Below are 15,128 nucleotides of genomic sequence, written 5' to 3'. Positions count from 1 at the left end.
GCTACCTGCCCGCCGTCCCCTTCGCCATACGAAGGATCCAGCAACCCGCCAAACTTGACGATCTTGCCCGCCGAATTGGTTCCCCAGTAGGATTGCTTGTTGCTGTAAAAGGTTCCGTCGTCATCGGTAGCGTTGTTGCCGAATTTATCGACCAGCTGGTTATTGTTTCCGACCCCGTATTTCTTCAGGTTGCCCAGCCAGGGTTTCTGCACCTGCGGCTGAAACAGGCCCAGGTAAATACGGTTACTGCTAATGGTTCGGTTGGTGGTGCTCGCGGGAACCACCGGAGCCACAAAGGAGGTATTCGACTCCTTGACCCGGTTTACCAACTCATCTATCAGCGCCTCTTCAAGTGCGCTGGTGTTGTTGACAACGTAGTAGTTTCCCTGGCCGTGAACCGTGGCGGCCGTCTCTAGCTCGGGAACTCGAGAGGTCATCAGCTGGATGATGCTGGTGGAGATATTCTGGAGGCCGATGGATTTATCGTTGCTGACCGAGTCGACCAGAAAGTCCACGTCGTAAAGGAGCTTGGCCGCATCCTCAATGGTGCCTGCCGCCCCGTCATTATCCTTGTCACCTATAGCACTCGCTGCCTGTGGGCTCGGGGTGCTGCTGCCGGTGGTCAGAAGAATCACAATGTTGGTCTGGCAGGAAAATTGAAGAGGCGACGGTGCCGCAAAGGTGTTGGAAGAAAATTTGGTATTGCTGTCGTTCCTACCCTGGTAGTAGAGCCGGGCATCCCAGAGGGTTTCGTTGACCGGTTGGCCCGTGTTGGTCGACAACATGGTCATGGCATCCACCGCGCTCTTGAATGCGGTGAAATCCGGATCGATCACCGAGTTGCCAAAGCCATCCACAGTATCATCGCCCAAGTCTTTGATCTCGGCTTTGACAAAGCCCCCGTGGTTGTTGGTGCCGAAGGTCATCAGGCCGAACCTGGCCATGCCGCGAACCGGCTCGACCACGTTTTTCAATACCGCCTTGATAACGGTGAACAGACTCGCGTTGATTTCCCACTGCGCGCTGCCGTCAATTATCGCCGGCCCTCCGGCCGTAGTCGGCCAGGAAGGCTCGGCCGCACCCGAGCTACCGGCGACAATACAGCGATAGGTATTGGCGTTGCTCGTATTTTTCGACTTGACGACAGCCCCCACCGCGTAGCTCGTTGTTGCGGCCCACGTGTTCGTCGCAGGCGGAACCGCTTCTAATTTGTTGATCAGGTTGCCCAGGTAGAATGGACCGTCGTCGTTCCTCCCGCCGCAAGCGCCAGAGGTCCTGGCCAGGTTTTTACTGGAAAACCCGGAGTCCCTCAAGTCCTCCAACACGGCGGCACAGGTCCCCTTGATGCTGCCATCGGCATTCTGGGCGACATACGCCTGGTAGTTCCCCTGATTGAGTTTTTTGTAGATCGCGTTTTTAATGTAGGCTCCGGGGTAGGTCGTGTCTTTATTGTAGGGCTCGACCCCGCCGGATTTATCCATATCCTTGCTGTTATCGACGATAAACAGCACGTTAGGAATGTTCTGGGTGCTCGCCCCCGTGTAGATGGCGGTATCCCCAACGAACGTATCGGGCGCCGCGAAAAGGGGGGCAGACAAAAACCCCATGAAAACCATCAGCAAACCGATCAGCAGCAACTTCTTCATGATCATCCTCCCCCCGTGATAATGAATACCGAGTCGTCATCCAGCTTGAACAGTCGCACAATCCGGGATTCAATGCGCGTCTGGGTATTGTTCGGACCTTCAGCGGTCACCGAAACGTCGTAAAAGTTGGCGCCAAAATTTGAGCCGAATTTACCCGCGAGATGTATGGGAAGATCCCCCGGGCCAGCGTCGGTGATCGATCCGGCGGTCAGAACACCGCCGCCACCGGCAATGGTCTGCCCCATGTCGATGAGAATCTTGTGTTTCGTTGGGGTTCCGCTGATATCGATCTCATCATCAACAAGACTTTCACTATCGGTCATGCCGATAATCAGGTTGCGATTCAGGGCATATTCCACCGCCCGATCGGCAGCGTAGAACGAGGCGTACGATGTCCGGTACGTGCCGGAGACAGAAATTTCGCGCGTAGAGACAGTCATGACCACCACCCCCAGAAGGCTGATCACGACGATCATGCCCAATGCCAGGATCAGGGCCACCCCCCGTTCGTTGTTCAAGGCGTCTCGCGGTTGAAACGGTTGTTTCGGCGTTTTCATGGCAAAACTCCTAAAGATTGCGGACCGTCACCCGACTGATCAGGGTGCGCGTTTTATCGGTCGCGTTGGGCAGATCGTTCGTCACCCCGGTCAGGGTGACATCCACGGTTTTCACCTGGCCGTCTTCGTTCAGAATATAATCGAAAACCAGCCCCCCCACATTGCGCGCCAGGATCTGACTGTTGCCATTCATATTTCTGATCAGAGTATCGCCAACCCTGGAGTAAACGACCTGCTGGACCAGCGGCAACCCGGCGCGACTTCCGATCAGGAGGTCGCCAGCCTGAAACTGCACGCCGTCGGTCAAACCGGAGACCTCCACGCTGCTGCTCCCCACATTGGTCACCTCGAAAAGGCCCGGATCGGGCTCGGCAAGCAACGAGGGCCGAATGACCCGCACCTTGTCCTGGTCTGAAAACTGTGCTGCCATGGTGGCTGTTGCCACATTGAAGGTTTTAGCGGAAGCGCCGGCAACAAACGAATTGCTCACCCGGGCGTAACGGTCGCCAAAAGAGGCGGTCTGAATGGTCAGGGTCGATGCGTTATACGCGGTAATGGGATCAACGTTCAACATGAACCCGGCCATACGGATATCCCTGGTAATGGCCTGCATGGCAACTCTTAAATTGGCCTGGACATCCGACACTTCCAGATTGGTCGTTGTCGATCGCTGGGTTGAGATGTAAAGATTGCTGACCGCCAGGGCAACGACACCCATAATGGCCGAGGTAACAAGAATCTCAACCAGGGTCATGCCGTTTTTATTGCTGAACAGGCGTCTGAATTTCATCCATGCCCCCTTAAAAATAGCGCTTGAGAGTGGTCAGCGTCACCACCCGCTTTTGCGAGCCAAGGGCCGTCTTGATGTTGCTAAGGCTCTCGACCCTGATATCAATCTTGGTAACATTGAGTAATCCGTTGTAGTCCCGGTCCCGGTTATAGGTGATCTTGTAAGAGCCTCCCCCGGGAACATCCGTCTGCGCCGCCCAAACGACTCCAAGTTGATCGGCGCCACTGAACATCGGGTCATCACCGGAGATCCGGTTGATGTCTTCGAGCACGCTCTGCGCCAGCGCGGAAGCAACCACGAGAGAGTTTGACTGCGAATTGGTCTGAATGGCCGCTACCTGCAACTGCGCCAGACCAAGGAGTCCGACCGACAAAATCATGACGGCAACCAGCATTTCGAGAAGAGTGAACCCTTTTTCGCATTGGATCATGGAAGTCACTGAAATATCCTCCGAAACGGTTTGACTAAACGACCTTTTTCGACTTCATCGTGTAATAAGCAATTTGCGTGCCTTAAAAAGCATATCTCAACCTCCAGCATCGAAGCGACCTCGCAACCTCAATAACCGAAAGACGCTTTAAAGCGCGCAAATTCTGCACACAAAGGGTGCGCATTTTTTGCGTGGCCGCACACACTTGGCTTATCAGTATTATTTGACCGTCGTTGCAGCGCAGTAAATAAAAATCCCCGTCCTGACAACGGGGATTTCAACAAAAGCGGTGATATTTTTCAAATCTGGTTATGCACTTTACTCAAACGAATGAGTAAAGTGCATAACCAGATCAAATGAATTACTCCAACCCGTAATCCTTTAACTTGTACTGCAATGAGCGCAAACTGAGCTCCAGCAAACGCGCGGCCTGCGTCCGGTTGCCGCCGGTTGCAGCCAGAGCCTTGTGGATATATTCCCGCTCGAGCCGCCCCACCGCCTGCTTGAGCGAAAAATCCTGATCCCCTTCCCGCTCGCGGCGCCGGACTTCCCAGGGGAGCGCGACCTGGTCGATTGCGTCCCCCCGGCAGAAGATCAGCGTCTTCTCCATCAGGTTCTCCAGCTCCCGCACGTTGCCCGGCCAGCCGTAGCCCTGCAGGGCGGCGACGGCATCCGGCTTCAGCAGCGGCGCCGGACGCCCCTCGCGCCTTGCCGCGGCCTCGAGGAAATGCCCGGCCAGCAGCGCGATATCGTCGTTTCTTTCGCGCAGCGGCGGGATGTGAATATCGACCACCGCCAGCCGAAAATAGAGGTCTTCGCGAAAGCGGCCGGCGGCGATTTCGTCCTTGAGATCCCGCCCGGTGGCCGCCAGGATCCGTACATCGACCTTGTGGGGACGGGTTTCGCCGACCCGCAGCACTTCGCCTTCCTGCAGAGCGCGCAGCAGCTTGGGCTGCAGGTCGAGCGGCATCTCGCCGATTTCGTCCAGAAACAGGGTGCCGCCATCGGCGGCGCCGAACAGGCCCTGCCGCTCCCGGTCGGCGCCGGTGAATGCGCCCCGCACGTGACCGAAGAGTTCGCTCTCGAGCAGCCCGGCGGCGATGGCACTGCAGTTGACCGCCACGAAGGGTCCGCCTCGGCGCCCCCCCTCGGCATGCAGGGCACGGGCGACCAGCTCTTTGCCGGTTCCGGTTTCGCCGGTGATCAGTACCGGCGAGGCGACGCCGGCGACCTTGCGCACCATGGACATCACCCTGGCCATGGCGTCACTGGCAAAGACTAGCTGGCGTCCGCTGCCGCCTGAGGCCAGCTGCCGCTTGAGACTCTCGTTCTCCATCTGCAGGCCGAGACGCTCTTCGGCTTTCTTAACCGCCAGCACCACCTCGTCCGGCTTGAAGGGCTTGGAAATATAATCGTAGGCCCCTTGCTTCATGCATTCGATGGCGGTGTCGATCGAGCCGTAGGCGCTCATCATGATGACGGTCAGAGCCCTCTCCCGCCTTTTCAGCTCGGCCAGAAACGTCAGCCCGTCCATCTCCGGCATGCGAATGTCGCACAGGGCGAGGATGCACCTTTCCCGCTCCAGCAGCTCGAGCGCCTCGCCGCCGCTGCCGGCTTCGACCACCCGATACCCCTGCTTTTCGAGGACCAGGCGCAGCATGTGCCGCATCGGCGCTTCGTCGTCTACCACCAGGATTTGATTCAGCGTTTTTTTCATGGCGTCTCCACCGGTTTCAACCAGATTTTAAACTCGCTCCCCCGGCCGGGACTGGAGCTGACCTCGATGCGCCCGCCGGCCTCTTCGATGATGCGCTGGCAGATGGCCAGACCGAGGCCGCGGCCGTGCCCGGGAGCCTTGGTGGTGTAAAAGGGATCGAAGACGTGGGCCAGCACCTCCGGAGCCATCCCGCTGCCGGCATCTCGCACCGACAGCCAGGGGGTTCCGTGGTCGACTCCTGCCGCCAGGCAGATCAGGTCGCCATTGGCGGTGGCGTCGCGGGCATTGATCAGCAGGTTGACCAGCACCTGCTGCAGCCGGTGCCGAACCATCTCGACCCGGGGCAGCGCATCCGGCAGCCGCCACTCCAGCGTCCGCTGTTCGAGGGCCCCCTGGTTCTGCAGCAAGTGCAGGGATTCGGCGGCGACGGCCACGGGATCGAAAACCTCCCCGCCGCAGGGGGACGGCGCGGCAAAGTCGAGCAGTTCGCGGACCAGCCGGTCGATCCGCCCGGTTTCGACCAGGGAGCGGTCCGCCAGGTCGCGCTGGCCCGCATCGGTCAGGTCGGATTTCAGCAACTCGAGGTAACCGACCACCGCACCGAGCGGATTGCCGATTTCGTGGGCCATCCCCGCAGCGAGATGACCGACCGAGGCCATTTTCTCCGACCGGATCAGTTCGTCGTTGACCTGCTGCAGGGAAGCGATGTGGGTTCGGGTCTCTTCCCGGCTCTGGCGCAGGGACGAAATCATGCGGTTGAAGGAGTTCGCCAGGTCGGCGATCTCGCGGGGGCCGGAGACATCCAGCGACGCGTTCAGGTTTCCAGCCGCCACCTTCTGGGTCAGTGCCTGCAGCCGCCGGATCGGCCCGACCACGTTGCGGCCGAGCAGGTAGAGCCCGAAGACGACCAGGATCATGCCGTACATCGCCACGTAGAGCAGAACCAGCTGCCGGGCGGATTGAATGCGCTGGCGGATGTCGCCTAGGGAAAACCGGGCCTGGAAGATTCCGGCGAATTCCCGCTGCTGCTGCAGCGCCAGAGTGACCGAAACAAAGCCCGGCGGCGGCTCCTGCTGAAAGGGCAGCCAACCGGAGGCATAGTCGATGACCACTACGGGCTCGTCGACAAACCGGAACCGCTCGGGATCGCCCGGCAGATTGAGGCTTTCCAGGCGAAAAGACGCCAGTGGCTGAAGCCCGTGATCATAGAGAATCCAGGACTCGATCTGCGCCGGCAGCGACCGCAGTAATGCATGGGCCCGGTCGGCCATGGCTTCGGGGGACCCGGCATCCGCGGCCAGGGACCGGGCCAGAACTTCGGCCATGGCGACCGCATTGGCGACGCGTTGGGTGACCAGTTCCTTTTCGGTGAGTTTAAGAAGCAGCAAACCGGCAAAGAGCAGGGCCGCACCGACCAGTATTGTCAGGTTAACAAGTATTTCAGTACGTAATCCTACGATCCTGGACACGAAAACCTCCGCCAATAACAGTTCAAGCAGATAATATCCTTGTCACTTTACGCTTTTGCGCGGCATAACACAACGGCACTGGCCTGAGCGGCGGCGCGACAACCGCGAATATCCGCACGGCCCGGCATTTCCGGGCTGACAAAGAGCCTGTTGCCTGCTAGTATGCGGCCGAACCCCCAAGGAGGAACCCATGCCCCGCATTCCCGTTGTCGACCAGGAACAATGCATCAGCTGCGAAGTCTGTACCCAGATCTGCCCCGAAGTCTTTCGCATGGAAGGCGAGTCGGGTCATGATCATGGCCACGACCATGCCCACGGCGAGCACAAGTCGATGGTCTACAACCCGACCGGCGCCCCGGAGAGCAAAATCGAGGAAGCCATGGACAACTGCCCGGCCGCCTGCATCTACTGGCAGGAATAAGCCGGTCCCTTGAACCTGTCCGGCAACATCCGCAAGCTCTACGCCTTTTCCTTTCTCAAGATGACCCTCTTTCCGATGGCGGTCATCACCCTCTTCTGGAAAGACCAGATCGGGCTGTCGCTGACGGAAATCCTGCTGCTGCAGGGGCTCTTTTCACTGGCCACCCTGCTCATGGAATACCCCTCGGGGTATCTCAGCGACCGCCTCGGCTACCGTTTCTCCCTCAGCCTGGCCTCACTCATCGGCATCGCCGGCTGGGCGCTGTACACCGTCGCCGGCACCTTCGGCGAAGTGCTGCTCGCCGAAATTCTGCTCGGCTTCTCCTTTGCCTTTATCAGCGGCTCGGACAGCGCCCTGCTCTACGAGTCCCTGCGCCAGAGCGGGCAGGAGGAAGACTACGCGCGCTACGACGGGCGCATGAGCGGCTATGCCCAGATCGGCGAAGCGGCCGGCGCCGTCTTCGCCGGCCTCATGTACGCGACGGCGCCGCTGCTCCCCTTTTTCGTCCAGATCGGGGTCTGGCTGCTGGCGCTGATCGTCAGCCGCTCGCTGGTCGAGGTTCCGGCCGAGCCGTCGCCCGCCCCCCAGTCGCACCTGGTCGAGGCCTGGGCCATCGGCCGCCATGCCCTGGTGGAGAGCCCGCACCTGCGCTACACCATCCTGCTGACCACCCTGCTCGGGCTCGCCTCGTTCTTCCCGGTCTGGCTGATTCAACCGACCATGCAGCAGGACGGCGTCCCCCTGGCCTGGTTCGGCCCGATCTGGGCCGTTGCCAACCTGACCGTGGCGCTCTTTTCGCTGCTCAGCCAGCGGGCTTTTTTTCATCTCGGCGAGCGCGGCATGGTCATGTTGTTCCTGGTCCTGGTGACTGCGGGTTACGCCGGCCTCGGCCTGGTCTCGGCCTGGTGGGGTTTTGTTTTCTATTTTCTGCTGACCGCCATGCGCGGCCTGCAGGGCCCCCGCATGCGCCAGCATCTGCAGGCCGCCTCGAAACGGAGCAACCGGGCCAGCATCCTGTCGCTCAAGTCCCTGGTCTTCCGCCTGCTGTTCGTCTGCAGCGGCCCCCTGGTCGGCTGGTCAGCCGACACTTTGGGCCTACACCGCACCTTTCTGCTGCTAGCGAGCGTATTTTTTCTTTGCCTCCCGCTGCTGGCCTGGCGCTTCCTGCACACCCTGCCTCCTGCAAAAAATGAGTGAATATCTATTTAAGGCGTTGCCCCGCACAGTTTATCTGGGTATAAATATCGTATACAGTATCCGTGCAGGTTCTTGCAGAAGGAGACAGGGTTATGCGATACGAAATACCCCGCGAAGCGACCAGCCACCTTGGTATCGGCAAATGGGTCGAAATCATGGAATCGTACGACCACCGTGAAGACACCGATTCCATTCAGGTCAAAGCCATGCGGGTAGACAGCCAGGTACTGGCCTTTTCCAGTCACGCCAAGCATGAAACCAGGCCGCTTCGCCCGCACGAAGGGCAGATCACCTTCATCGAAAGCGGTCCGACCCGAACCTTGTTCGGCATACGCCTGCGCTGACAACAAGCGAGGGTCCAACGCAAAGTGGCCGCCTGCATTCCAGGACGGCCACTTTGCGTTTAAATACAGGAGCGACTACGGCTTCTGCGACCGTAGGGACTGGGCCAGTGAATAGAGCACCGGCACCACCACCAGGGTCAGGAGGGTCGCAAAGGCCAGCCCGAAGATCACCGCCACCGCCATCGGCCCCCACCACTGGGCCGACTCGCCGCCGATCTCCCAGGCAAAGGTTTTGAAATCGAAGCTCACCCCCACGGCCATCGGCAGCAGGCCGAGCACGGTGGTCATGGCGGTCAGCATGACCGGACGGAAGCGAACCGTTCCGGCGCGCACCAGCGCCTCGCGCAGATCCAATCCGCGGGCCAGCAACTGATTGATATAGTCGATCAGCACGATGGCGTTGTTGACCACCACCCCGGCCAGGGAAATCACCCCGATACCGGTCATGATGATGCCGAAGGGGGTGGCCGTCAGCATCAGGCCGAGAAAGACCCCGGTCAGCGACAGGATGACCGAGGTCATCACGATCAAGGTCTGCACGACCGAATTGAACTGGGTGATCAGCACCAGCGAAATGAGAAAAATGGCCGAGACAAAGGCCTTGCCGAGAAAGTCCGAGGCCCTCTGCTGCTCTTCCTGCTCACCGGCGAAGGCGACCTTGTAGCCGGCCGGCAGGTCGAGCCCGGCCAGGCGCGCCTCGACGTCTCCGAGCACTTCGTTGCTGTTGCGCCCCTGGGTGTTGGCCGACAGGGTCACTACCCGCTTCTGGTCGAGATGGCGGATCGAGCCGAAGCCGGCCGAGAGGCCGATGGAAGCGACCGTCGACAGCGGCACCGGGTCGCCGCCGGGGGTGGGAATCAGCAGGTTTTCGATATCGGCCAGGGTCTTGCGGCGGGCTTCGGGCAGGCGCACGACGATGTCGTATTCGTCCTGCCCGTAGCGGTAGGTTCCCAGCTTGCTGCCGCTGATCGCCGCCTTGACCATGTTGGAGATGTCCGAAGTCGACAACCCCAGCAGGCTCGACTTTTCCCGGTCGACCTGCACCCTGATCTCCGGCTTGGCCCGGGAAAAATCATCCTTGAGATCGACCAGTCCCGGCACATCCTCGATCAGTTCCCGGGCACGGGAGACCAGCACATCGAGGGTCTCCACCCGGTCACCGCTGATTTCGATGCTGACCGGGGCCCCGGTCGGCGGCCCATGCTCCTCTTTTTCAACCTTGATTTCGGCGCCGACAAAATCGTCCAGCGCGCTGCGAATGCGCTCGAGCACATGGTTGGTACTTTCGCGGCGCTCGGCACGGTCGACGAATTCGAGGGACACCTTGCTCATATGCGACTGGCTGCCGCTTTCAGCCCCGGATTCGCCGCTCGGGGCCACCCCCACCTCGCCGATGACGAAACGGATGTCCTTCTCCGGCCGGAGGATCTCCTCGACCTTTTGCGCCATCAGGTCAGAGGTGTCGAGGCTGGTCCCTTCGGGCGCCTTGATTTCTACATACGCCCGGTTCGGGTCGGTGTCGGGGAACAGCTCGACCCCGTGCCCGAGCAGGCCGTAGCAGGCGGTGATCAACACCAGCAGGGCAAAGGAGGCGGCCAGCACCGACCAGCGGTAATCGAGGGCCTTTTCCAGCAGCCGGCGATAAAGGCGCAGGACCAGGGTGCGGTCTTCGGCGGGGTTGAGTTCGACCGGGCGAATGCGCATGAAGCTGGCGCAGACCACCGGGTTGATCGCCAGGGCGACGAACAGCGACGAGGTCAGGGTAATGATCAGGGTGATCGGCAGAAACTTCATGAACTCGCCCATGATCCCCGGCCAGAAGGTCATGGGAAAGAAGGCGCAGAGAGTGGTCAGGGTCGAGCTGATCACCGGCCAGCCGACTTCGCTGGCGGCTTCCCTGGCAGCGGCGACGCGCCCTTTGCCTTCCTGCATGTGGCGATAGATGTTCTCGACGATGACGATGGCGTTGTCGACCAGCATCCCGAGGGCGAGGATCAGGCTGAACAGCACGACCATGTTGAGGGTCATCCCCAGGGCCTGGATGACGATGAAGGAGAGCAGCATCGAAAACGGAATGGCCAAAGCGACCATCAGGGAGTTGCGCAGGCCGAGAAAGAGAAAGAGCACCGCCACCACCAGGATCAACCCGGTCAGGATGTTGTTTTCCAGCTCCGAGACCATGCGGCGGATGTCCTTCGACTGGTTCAGGGTCACCGACAGCGCGACCCCCTCGGGAACCATGTCACGGGCCACTTCGAGCAGGGCAAAGACCTGGTCGGCCACGGCGATGATATTTTCGCCGGTGCGCTTTTTGACCGCCAGGGTGATGCTCTCGGCGCCGTTGAGCCGGGCGAAGCTGGTGCGGTCCTCGAAAGTGAAGCTGACCGTTGCCACGTCCTTGTAGTAGATCGGCCGGCCCTCGCGGGTGACCATCACCAGGTTGTCGATCTGGTTGGGGTCGGTGAATTCGCCGGGGATTCGCAGCAGGTACTTGCCCTCGCCGATGTCGATGCTGCCGCCGGGGATATTGACGTTCTCGCGCTTGATCGCCGCCAGGATCTCGGCAAAGGAAAGGCGGTAGGCCGCCAGCCGGTCGGGGTCGAACTCCACCCTCACCTGCCGCTCGCGGCCGCCGGTGAGGACCACGTCGAGCACCCCGGGGATCTCTTCGATGCGCTCTTCCAGCTCTTCGGCCACCCCCTTGAGCACCGTCTCGCCGACCTCCCCGGATATGGCCACCATCAGGATCGGAAATTCGGCGAGGTTGACCTCGAGGATCGAGGGGTCGTTTTCCAGGTCGTTGGGCAGGTCGCCCTTGGCCTGATCGACCTTGTCGCGCACCCACTGCAGGGCGTCGTCGATATCGACATCGGGGTTGAATTCGACGGTGATCATCGATGAGCCTTCGGCGCTCACCGAGCGGATCTCCTTGACGTTTTTCACCCCCTTGAGCTTGCGCTCGATCGGCAGGGTCACCAGCGATTCGATGTCGGAGGAAGCCACTCCTTCGTAGGTGGTCACCACCAGCACATAGGGAACGGTAATATCGGGGTTCGATTCCCGCGGCAGGGTCAGGTAACTGTAGACACCGACGACGATGGCGATAAACATCAGCGCGAAGACGGTGCTGCGCTGATGGATGGCGACATTGGAAATCAGCATGTCAGTCCCCTGCGACGGCGATTGCGCCGCCGTCGGTCACCAGGTGCTGCCCCTTGACCAGCAGGCGCTCACCGGCCGCCAGCCCCGCTTCGATCAACACCTGATCGCCGATGACCGCTCCGGTCGTCACCTCCCGCAGGCGGGCGACGCCATTTTCGGCCACGTAAGCGACTTTGCGCCCCCCCTGCTCGACCAGGGCATACAAGGGCACGGCGATCGCCCCCGGCAGGTCGCGGCGCACCGCCTCGACCCTGACGATCATCCCGGGGCGCAAGCGTCCCTCGGCATTGTCTACGGCGATCTTGGCCTGGTAGGTCCGGGTCACCGGATCGGCCTTGTAGGCCAGGTGAATCAGCTCCCCTGCAACGCCTGCCTCCTGGGGGCCGTTGATCGTGGCCTGGACCACCTGAACCCGTTCTCCGGCATGAAGATAGGCGACATCCTTTTCAGGCACATCAAGCACCACCTTGAGACGGTCGACCTGAACCACCGAAGCCACCGGGGTGCCGGCAGAAACATGTTCTCCGCGATCGACCAGCAGCCGGTCCAGCACACCGGCCACCGGGCTGTTCAGGGAGCTTTGCTCAATGGCAACCTGGGCCTGGCGCAGTTCGGCGGCGGCGACTTCATAAGCGCAACTGGCGTCTTCATACTCCTGGGGGCTGACCAGTTTTTCGTCGAGCAGCGTCTTGAAGCGGTCGCGAGTGTTCCGACGCAAATCGCACTCGGCTCGGGCACGATCGAGGCTGGCCTGGCGGGTATCCGGATCGATCTTCAGGATCACCTCCCCCTGCTTCAGGCGGTCTCCTTCCTGAGGGCCGATCCAACGTACCGGGCCGTCGATTTCAGCGGAGAGGACCAGATCCTCCCAGGCCTCCAGCGATCCCGGCAATGTCAACTGCTCCTGCAGCTCTTGCGGCTCGATAACCTGCACGGCAACGCTGGTCACTTTTGCCGCCTTCGTCTCCGTTGCCGTGGCGGGCGGCAAGGTGCCATCGGGGCTGTTGCAGCCGCCGACCAGCAGCGTCAGCCATACGCCAAGAACGTATTTATTCATGCGTCTCATCTCTCTTCCCCGATTCAGTCGAACTTTGCGCGATAATCCGCCGGCTGATTTTCTCAATGACGCCGGGATCTCCGCCGTCGCCGGACACCCGTTCGCCCAGGCCGCTCAAGGCCTGGTGAAGCAGGGCCCGCAGCGAAGCTTCGACCTCCTGCTCTTCGACCAGGTAACCGGAATACCAGCACGACAGCATCAGCAGGTAGATCGCGTACAAATGCCCCGTCGCCAGCAGGTTGTCGACACTCGGCTTCAACTCGCCCCGCTGTCGCGCTCCGCTCAGGAGCATGCCGAGCCCCTGCAGGTAGCGGGCGTCCATGTCCCGCGATTTCTCCCGGTTGACTTCACGGGGAAAGGCGATTTCCCGCGCCAGCAGCCGACCGAATTCGCGGTTTCTGGTTACGAAACGAAACTGGCTCATGAACAGGATGACCAGCTGTTCGAGCAGGGGGGCCTGGGGGTCGTTTTTCTCGGCCAGCATGCCAAAGGCGTAGTCGATCTCGTCTTCGCAGAAGGCCAGAAAGATCTCCTCCTTGGCCCGAAAGTAGCCGTAAATGGTGCCCTTGCCGATGCCTGCCATTCTGGCGATGGCCTCGATGCTGGTTTTTTCAAAACCTTTTTCACTAAACAGGGAAACCGCCGCCTCAATAATAGCCTGCCGGGTTTCCCGTTTCCTGGTTTCTCGGATGCCGCCCATATCGCTACTCCGTTTAAAAGTCGACTGCGGTCGGATTCTATCGCTGGCCGCCTGCTCGGTCAACCAAAAGTCGACTGCGGTCGACTTTTTGCACCTTGACACTGTCCAGCAGGCAATGGCATATCTGCAAGGAGGAGAAACCCATGAACCCAATTGCCCTGATCGAACGCTACTATCCTCCCGGAAGCCTGGCCCACCGCATCCTGCTGCGCCACAGCGGGCGGGTCGCTGCCAAGGCGCTGGCCGCCGCCCGTTCATTGAGCCGACGGCAGCCGGTCGATGTCGAGTTCGTCCGCGAGGCGGCCCTGCTCCACGACATCGGCATCCTCTTCACCAATGCCCCCGACCTCGGCTGCCACGGCGAACTGCCCTACCTGGCCCACGGCTACAAGGGACGCGAACTGCTTGAACAGCAAGGCTTCCCCCGCCACGGCCTGGTTTGCGAACGACACATCGGCGTGGGCCTTACTGCCGCAGAGATTTCCACCAACAACCTTCCTTTGCCCATCCGCGACATGCTGCCCGTGAGCGTCGAAGAGCAGATCATCACCTACGCCGACCTGTTCTTTTCGAAAAACCCGAAGGAAAATGACCAGGAACGGACATCGGAGCAGGTGCGCGAAACCCTGGCCCGCTTCGGACCCGACAAGCCGGCGGTTTTCGACGCCTGGCATGCCCGCTTCGGCGGATGAGCGTTATACTTAGATAGGTTGTCCCACTTCAGTAGTGGCGGATGAACGGACTCATGGAGCGTCCCGCATGGAAACCTGGATTCAGGACATTTTTCACTGGCTTCCGACCGGAGCGGGGTACTACGTCCTTATTTTTCTCATTTCGTTCTTCGAGTCGCTGGCCCTGGCCGGCCTGATCGTTCCCGGCAGCACCCTGATCGTTTTCGCCGGCTTTCTGGCCGCCAACGGCAAAGGCAGCTATGGCGCCCTGTTTGTCGCCTCGACTCTCGGTGCCATTCTGGGCGACCTGCTCAGCTACTGGCTCGGCGCCCGCATGGGCGCTTCCCTGCTGCGCAAACCAGCCTTCCGCCGTTACCATGCCCTGATTGCAAAATCGGAAATCTTCTTTGTCGAGCATGGCGGCAAAAGCGTTTTTCTCGGGCGGTTCATCGGCTTTCTTCGTCCCTTCATCCCTTTTGTCGCCGGCCACGCCCGCATGCGCCCCGGCATCTTCGCCTGCTACGCGGTGGTCAGCGGCATCCTCTGGGGCCTCGCCTACCCCGGCCTCGGCTACTTCTTCGGCGCCAGCTGGAACCTGGTGGAAATCTGGATCGGCCGCTTCAGTTATCTCCTTGCTGCCTTGGTCGCCCTGCTGGTTCTCAACCACCTGTTCTGGAAACGGCTGGCACCGCGACTATCGAAGCTTGCGATCCGTGCCTGGAGCAGAACCGCCGAGGGATGGGGTGCCCTGCTGCAGACCCGTCTCATGCGCCGGCTCGCCAGCACCTTTCCCAACACCTGGGATTTCGTGGCGGATCGCTTCAGCCTGCACCACGGCACCGGCCTCTACCTGACCGCCGGCTTTAGCGGCGTGATCCTCTTTGCCGCCCTCTTCACCTGGGCCATCGGGCCGCTGACCCGCCTCGACCAGCAGATCTACCAGGGACTAGCCCGGATGCACCATCCG

General features: G+C 60.7%; 14 protein-coding genes. 5 read left to right on the top strand and 9 right to left on the bottom strand.

Annotated elements, in window-relative coordinates; all coding sequences use genetic code 11:
• The 6 genes from ABYV89_RS07055 to ABYV89_RS07030 all read right to left on the bottom strand — a co-directional run.
• A partial coding sequence (locus tag ABYV89_RS07055) for a hypothetical protein (RefSeq protein ID WP_432822240.1) occupies positions 1 to 1,646 on the bottom strand: 1,646 nt, incomplete at its 3' end.
• Positions 1,647 to 1,648: 2 nt separating this feature from the next.
• A complete protein-coding gene (locus ABYV89_RS07050) occupies positions 1,649 to 2,203 on the bottom strand; it encodes a pilus assembly PilX family protein (RefSeq protein ID WP_432822239.1) in 555 nt (184 codons plus the stop codon).
• A gap of 10 nt (positions 2,204 to 2,213) precedes the next feature.
• Positions 2,214 to 2,993 (bottom strand): PilW family protein, encoded by a 780-nt coding sequence (locus ABYV89_RS07045; RefSeq protein ID WP_432822238.1) that lies wholly within the window; start codon positions 2,991 to 2,993, stop codon positions 2,214 to 2,216.
• A gap of 10 nt (positions 2,994 to 3,003) precedes the next feature.
• Positions 3,004 to 3,423, bottom strand: a complete 420-nt coding sequence (locus ABYV89_RS07040; protein WP_432822241.1) for a type IV pilus modification PilV family protein — start codon at positions 3,421 to 3,423, stop codon at positions 3,004 to 3,006.
• 361 nt (positions 3,424 to 3,784) lie between these two features.
• Positions 3,785 to 5,140, bottom strand: coding sequence for a sigma-54-dependent transcriptional regulator (locus ABYV89_RS07035; protein ID WP_432822237.1), 1,356 nt, complete (start codon positions 5,138 to 5,140; stop codon positions 3,785 to 3,787).
• Positions 5,137 to 6,609, bottom strand: coding sequence for an ATP-binding protein (locus ABYV89_RS07030; RefSeq protein ID WP_432822236.1), 1,473 nt, complete (start codon positions 6,607 to 6,609; stop codon positions 5,137 to 5,139). Before ABYV89_RS07030 ends, ABYV89_RS07035 begins: the two co-directional genes overlap by 4 nt.
• A gap of 190 nt (positions 6,610 to 6,799) precedes the next feature.
• Here ABYV89_RS07030 and ABYV89_RS07025 point away from each other — a divergent pair, with 190 nt between their 5' ends.
• From ABYV89_RS07025 to ABYV89_RS07015, 3 genes are all read left to right on the top strand, one after another.
• The gene (locus tag ABYV89_RS07025) at positions 6,800 to 7,030 is read left to right on the top strand and encodes a ferredoxin (protein ID WP_432822235.1); all 231 of its coding nucleotides are present in this window, start codon (positions 6,800 to 6,802) and stop codon (positions 7,028 to 7,030) included.
• A gap of 9 nt (positions 7,031 to 7,039) precedes the next feature.
• Complete coding sequence (locus ABYV89_RS07020; RefSeq protein ID WP_432822234.1) at positions 7,040 to 8,227, top strand: MFS transporter; 1,188 nt, start codon at positions 7,040 to 7,042, stop codon at positions 8,225 to 8,227.
• A gap of 92 nt (positions 8,228 to 8,319) precedes the next feature.
• Positions 8,320 to 8,571, top strand: a complete 252-nt coding sequence (locus ABYV89_RS07015; RefSeq protein ID WP_432822233.1) for a hypothetical protein — start codon at positions 8,320 to 8,322, stop codon at positions 8,569 to 8,571.
• Between the two features lie 75 nt (positions 8,572 to 8,646).
• Here ABYV89_RS07015 and ABYV89_RS07010 read toward each other — a convergent pair whose 3' ends face one another.
• From ABYV89_RS07010 to ABYV89_RS07000, 3 genes are read right to left on the bottom strand one after another with little or no spacing between them, the layout of a single operon-like run.
• On the bottom strand, positions 8,647 to 11,733 hold the full coding sequence (locus ABYV89_RS07010) for an efflux RND transporter permease subunit (protein WP_432822232.1): 3,087 nt from the start codon (positions 11,731 to 11,733) through the stop codon (positions 8,647 to 8,649).
• Position 11,734: 1 nt separating this feature from the next.
• A complete protein-coding gene (locus ABYV89_RS07005) occupies positions 11,735 to 12,790 on the bottom strand; it encodes an efflux RND transporter periplasmic adaptor subunit (RefSeq protein ID WP_432822231.1) in 1,056 nt (351 codons plus the stop codon).
• Entirely contained in the window at positions 12,783 to 13,490 is a 708-nt protein-coding gene (locus ABYV89_RS07000) for a TetR/AcrR family transcriptional regulator (protein ID WP_432822230.1), read from the bottom strand. The genes ABYV89_RS07005 and ABYV89_RS07000 overlap by 8 nt, the downstream gene beginning before the upstream one ends.
• 143 nt (positions 13,491 to 13,633) lie before the next feature.
• On the opposite strand from ABYV89_RS07000, the gene ABYV89_RS06995 reads away from it, so the two are divergent.
• Positions 13,634 to 14,182, top strand: coding sequence for an HDIG domain-containing metalloprotein (locus ABYV89_RS06995; RefSeq protein WP_432822229.1), 549 nt, complete (start codon positions 13,634 to 13,636; stop codon positions 14,180 to 14,182).
• A gap of 67 nt (positions 14,183 to 14,249) precedes the next feature.
• On the top strand, positions 14,250 to 15,128 hold an 879-nt coding region (locus ABYV89_RS06990), incomplete at its 3' end, for a DedA family protein (protein ID WP_432822228.1).

Origin of the sequence: Trichloromonas sp. (genome assembly GCF_041583255.1) — a bacterium.
Classification (GTDB): Bacteria; Desulfobacterota; Desulfuromonadia; order Desulfuromonadales; family Trichloromonadaceae; genus Trichloromonas.
Note: the sequence above shows the minus strand (reverse complement) of the source record. Positions and strands in the feature narration are given on the sequence as shown.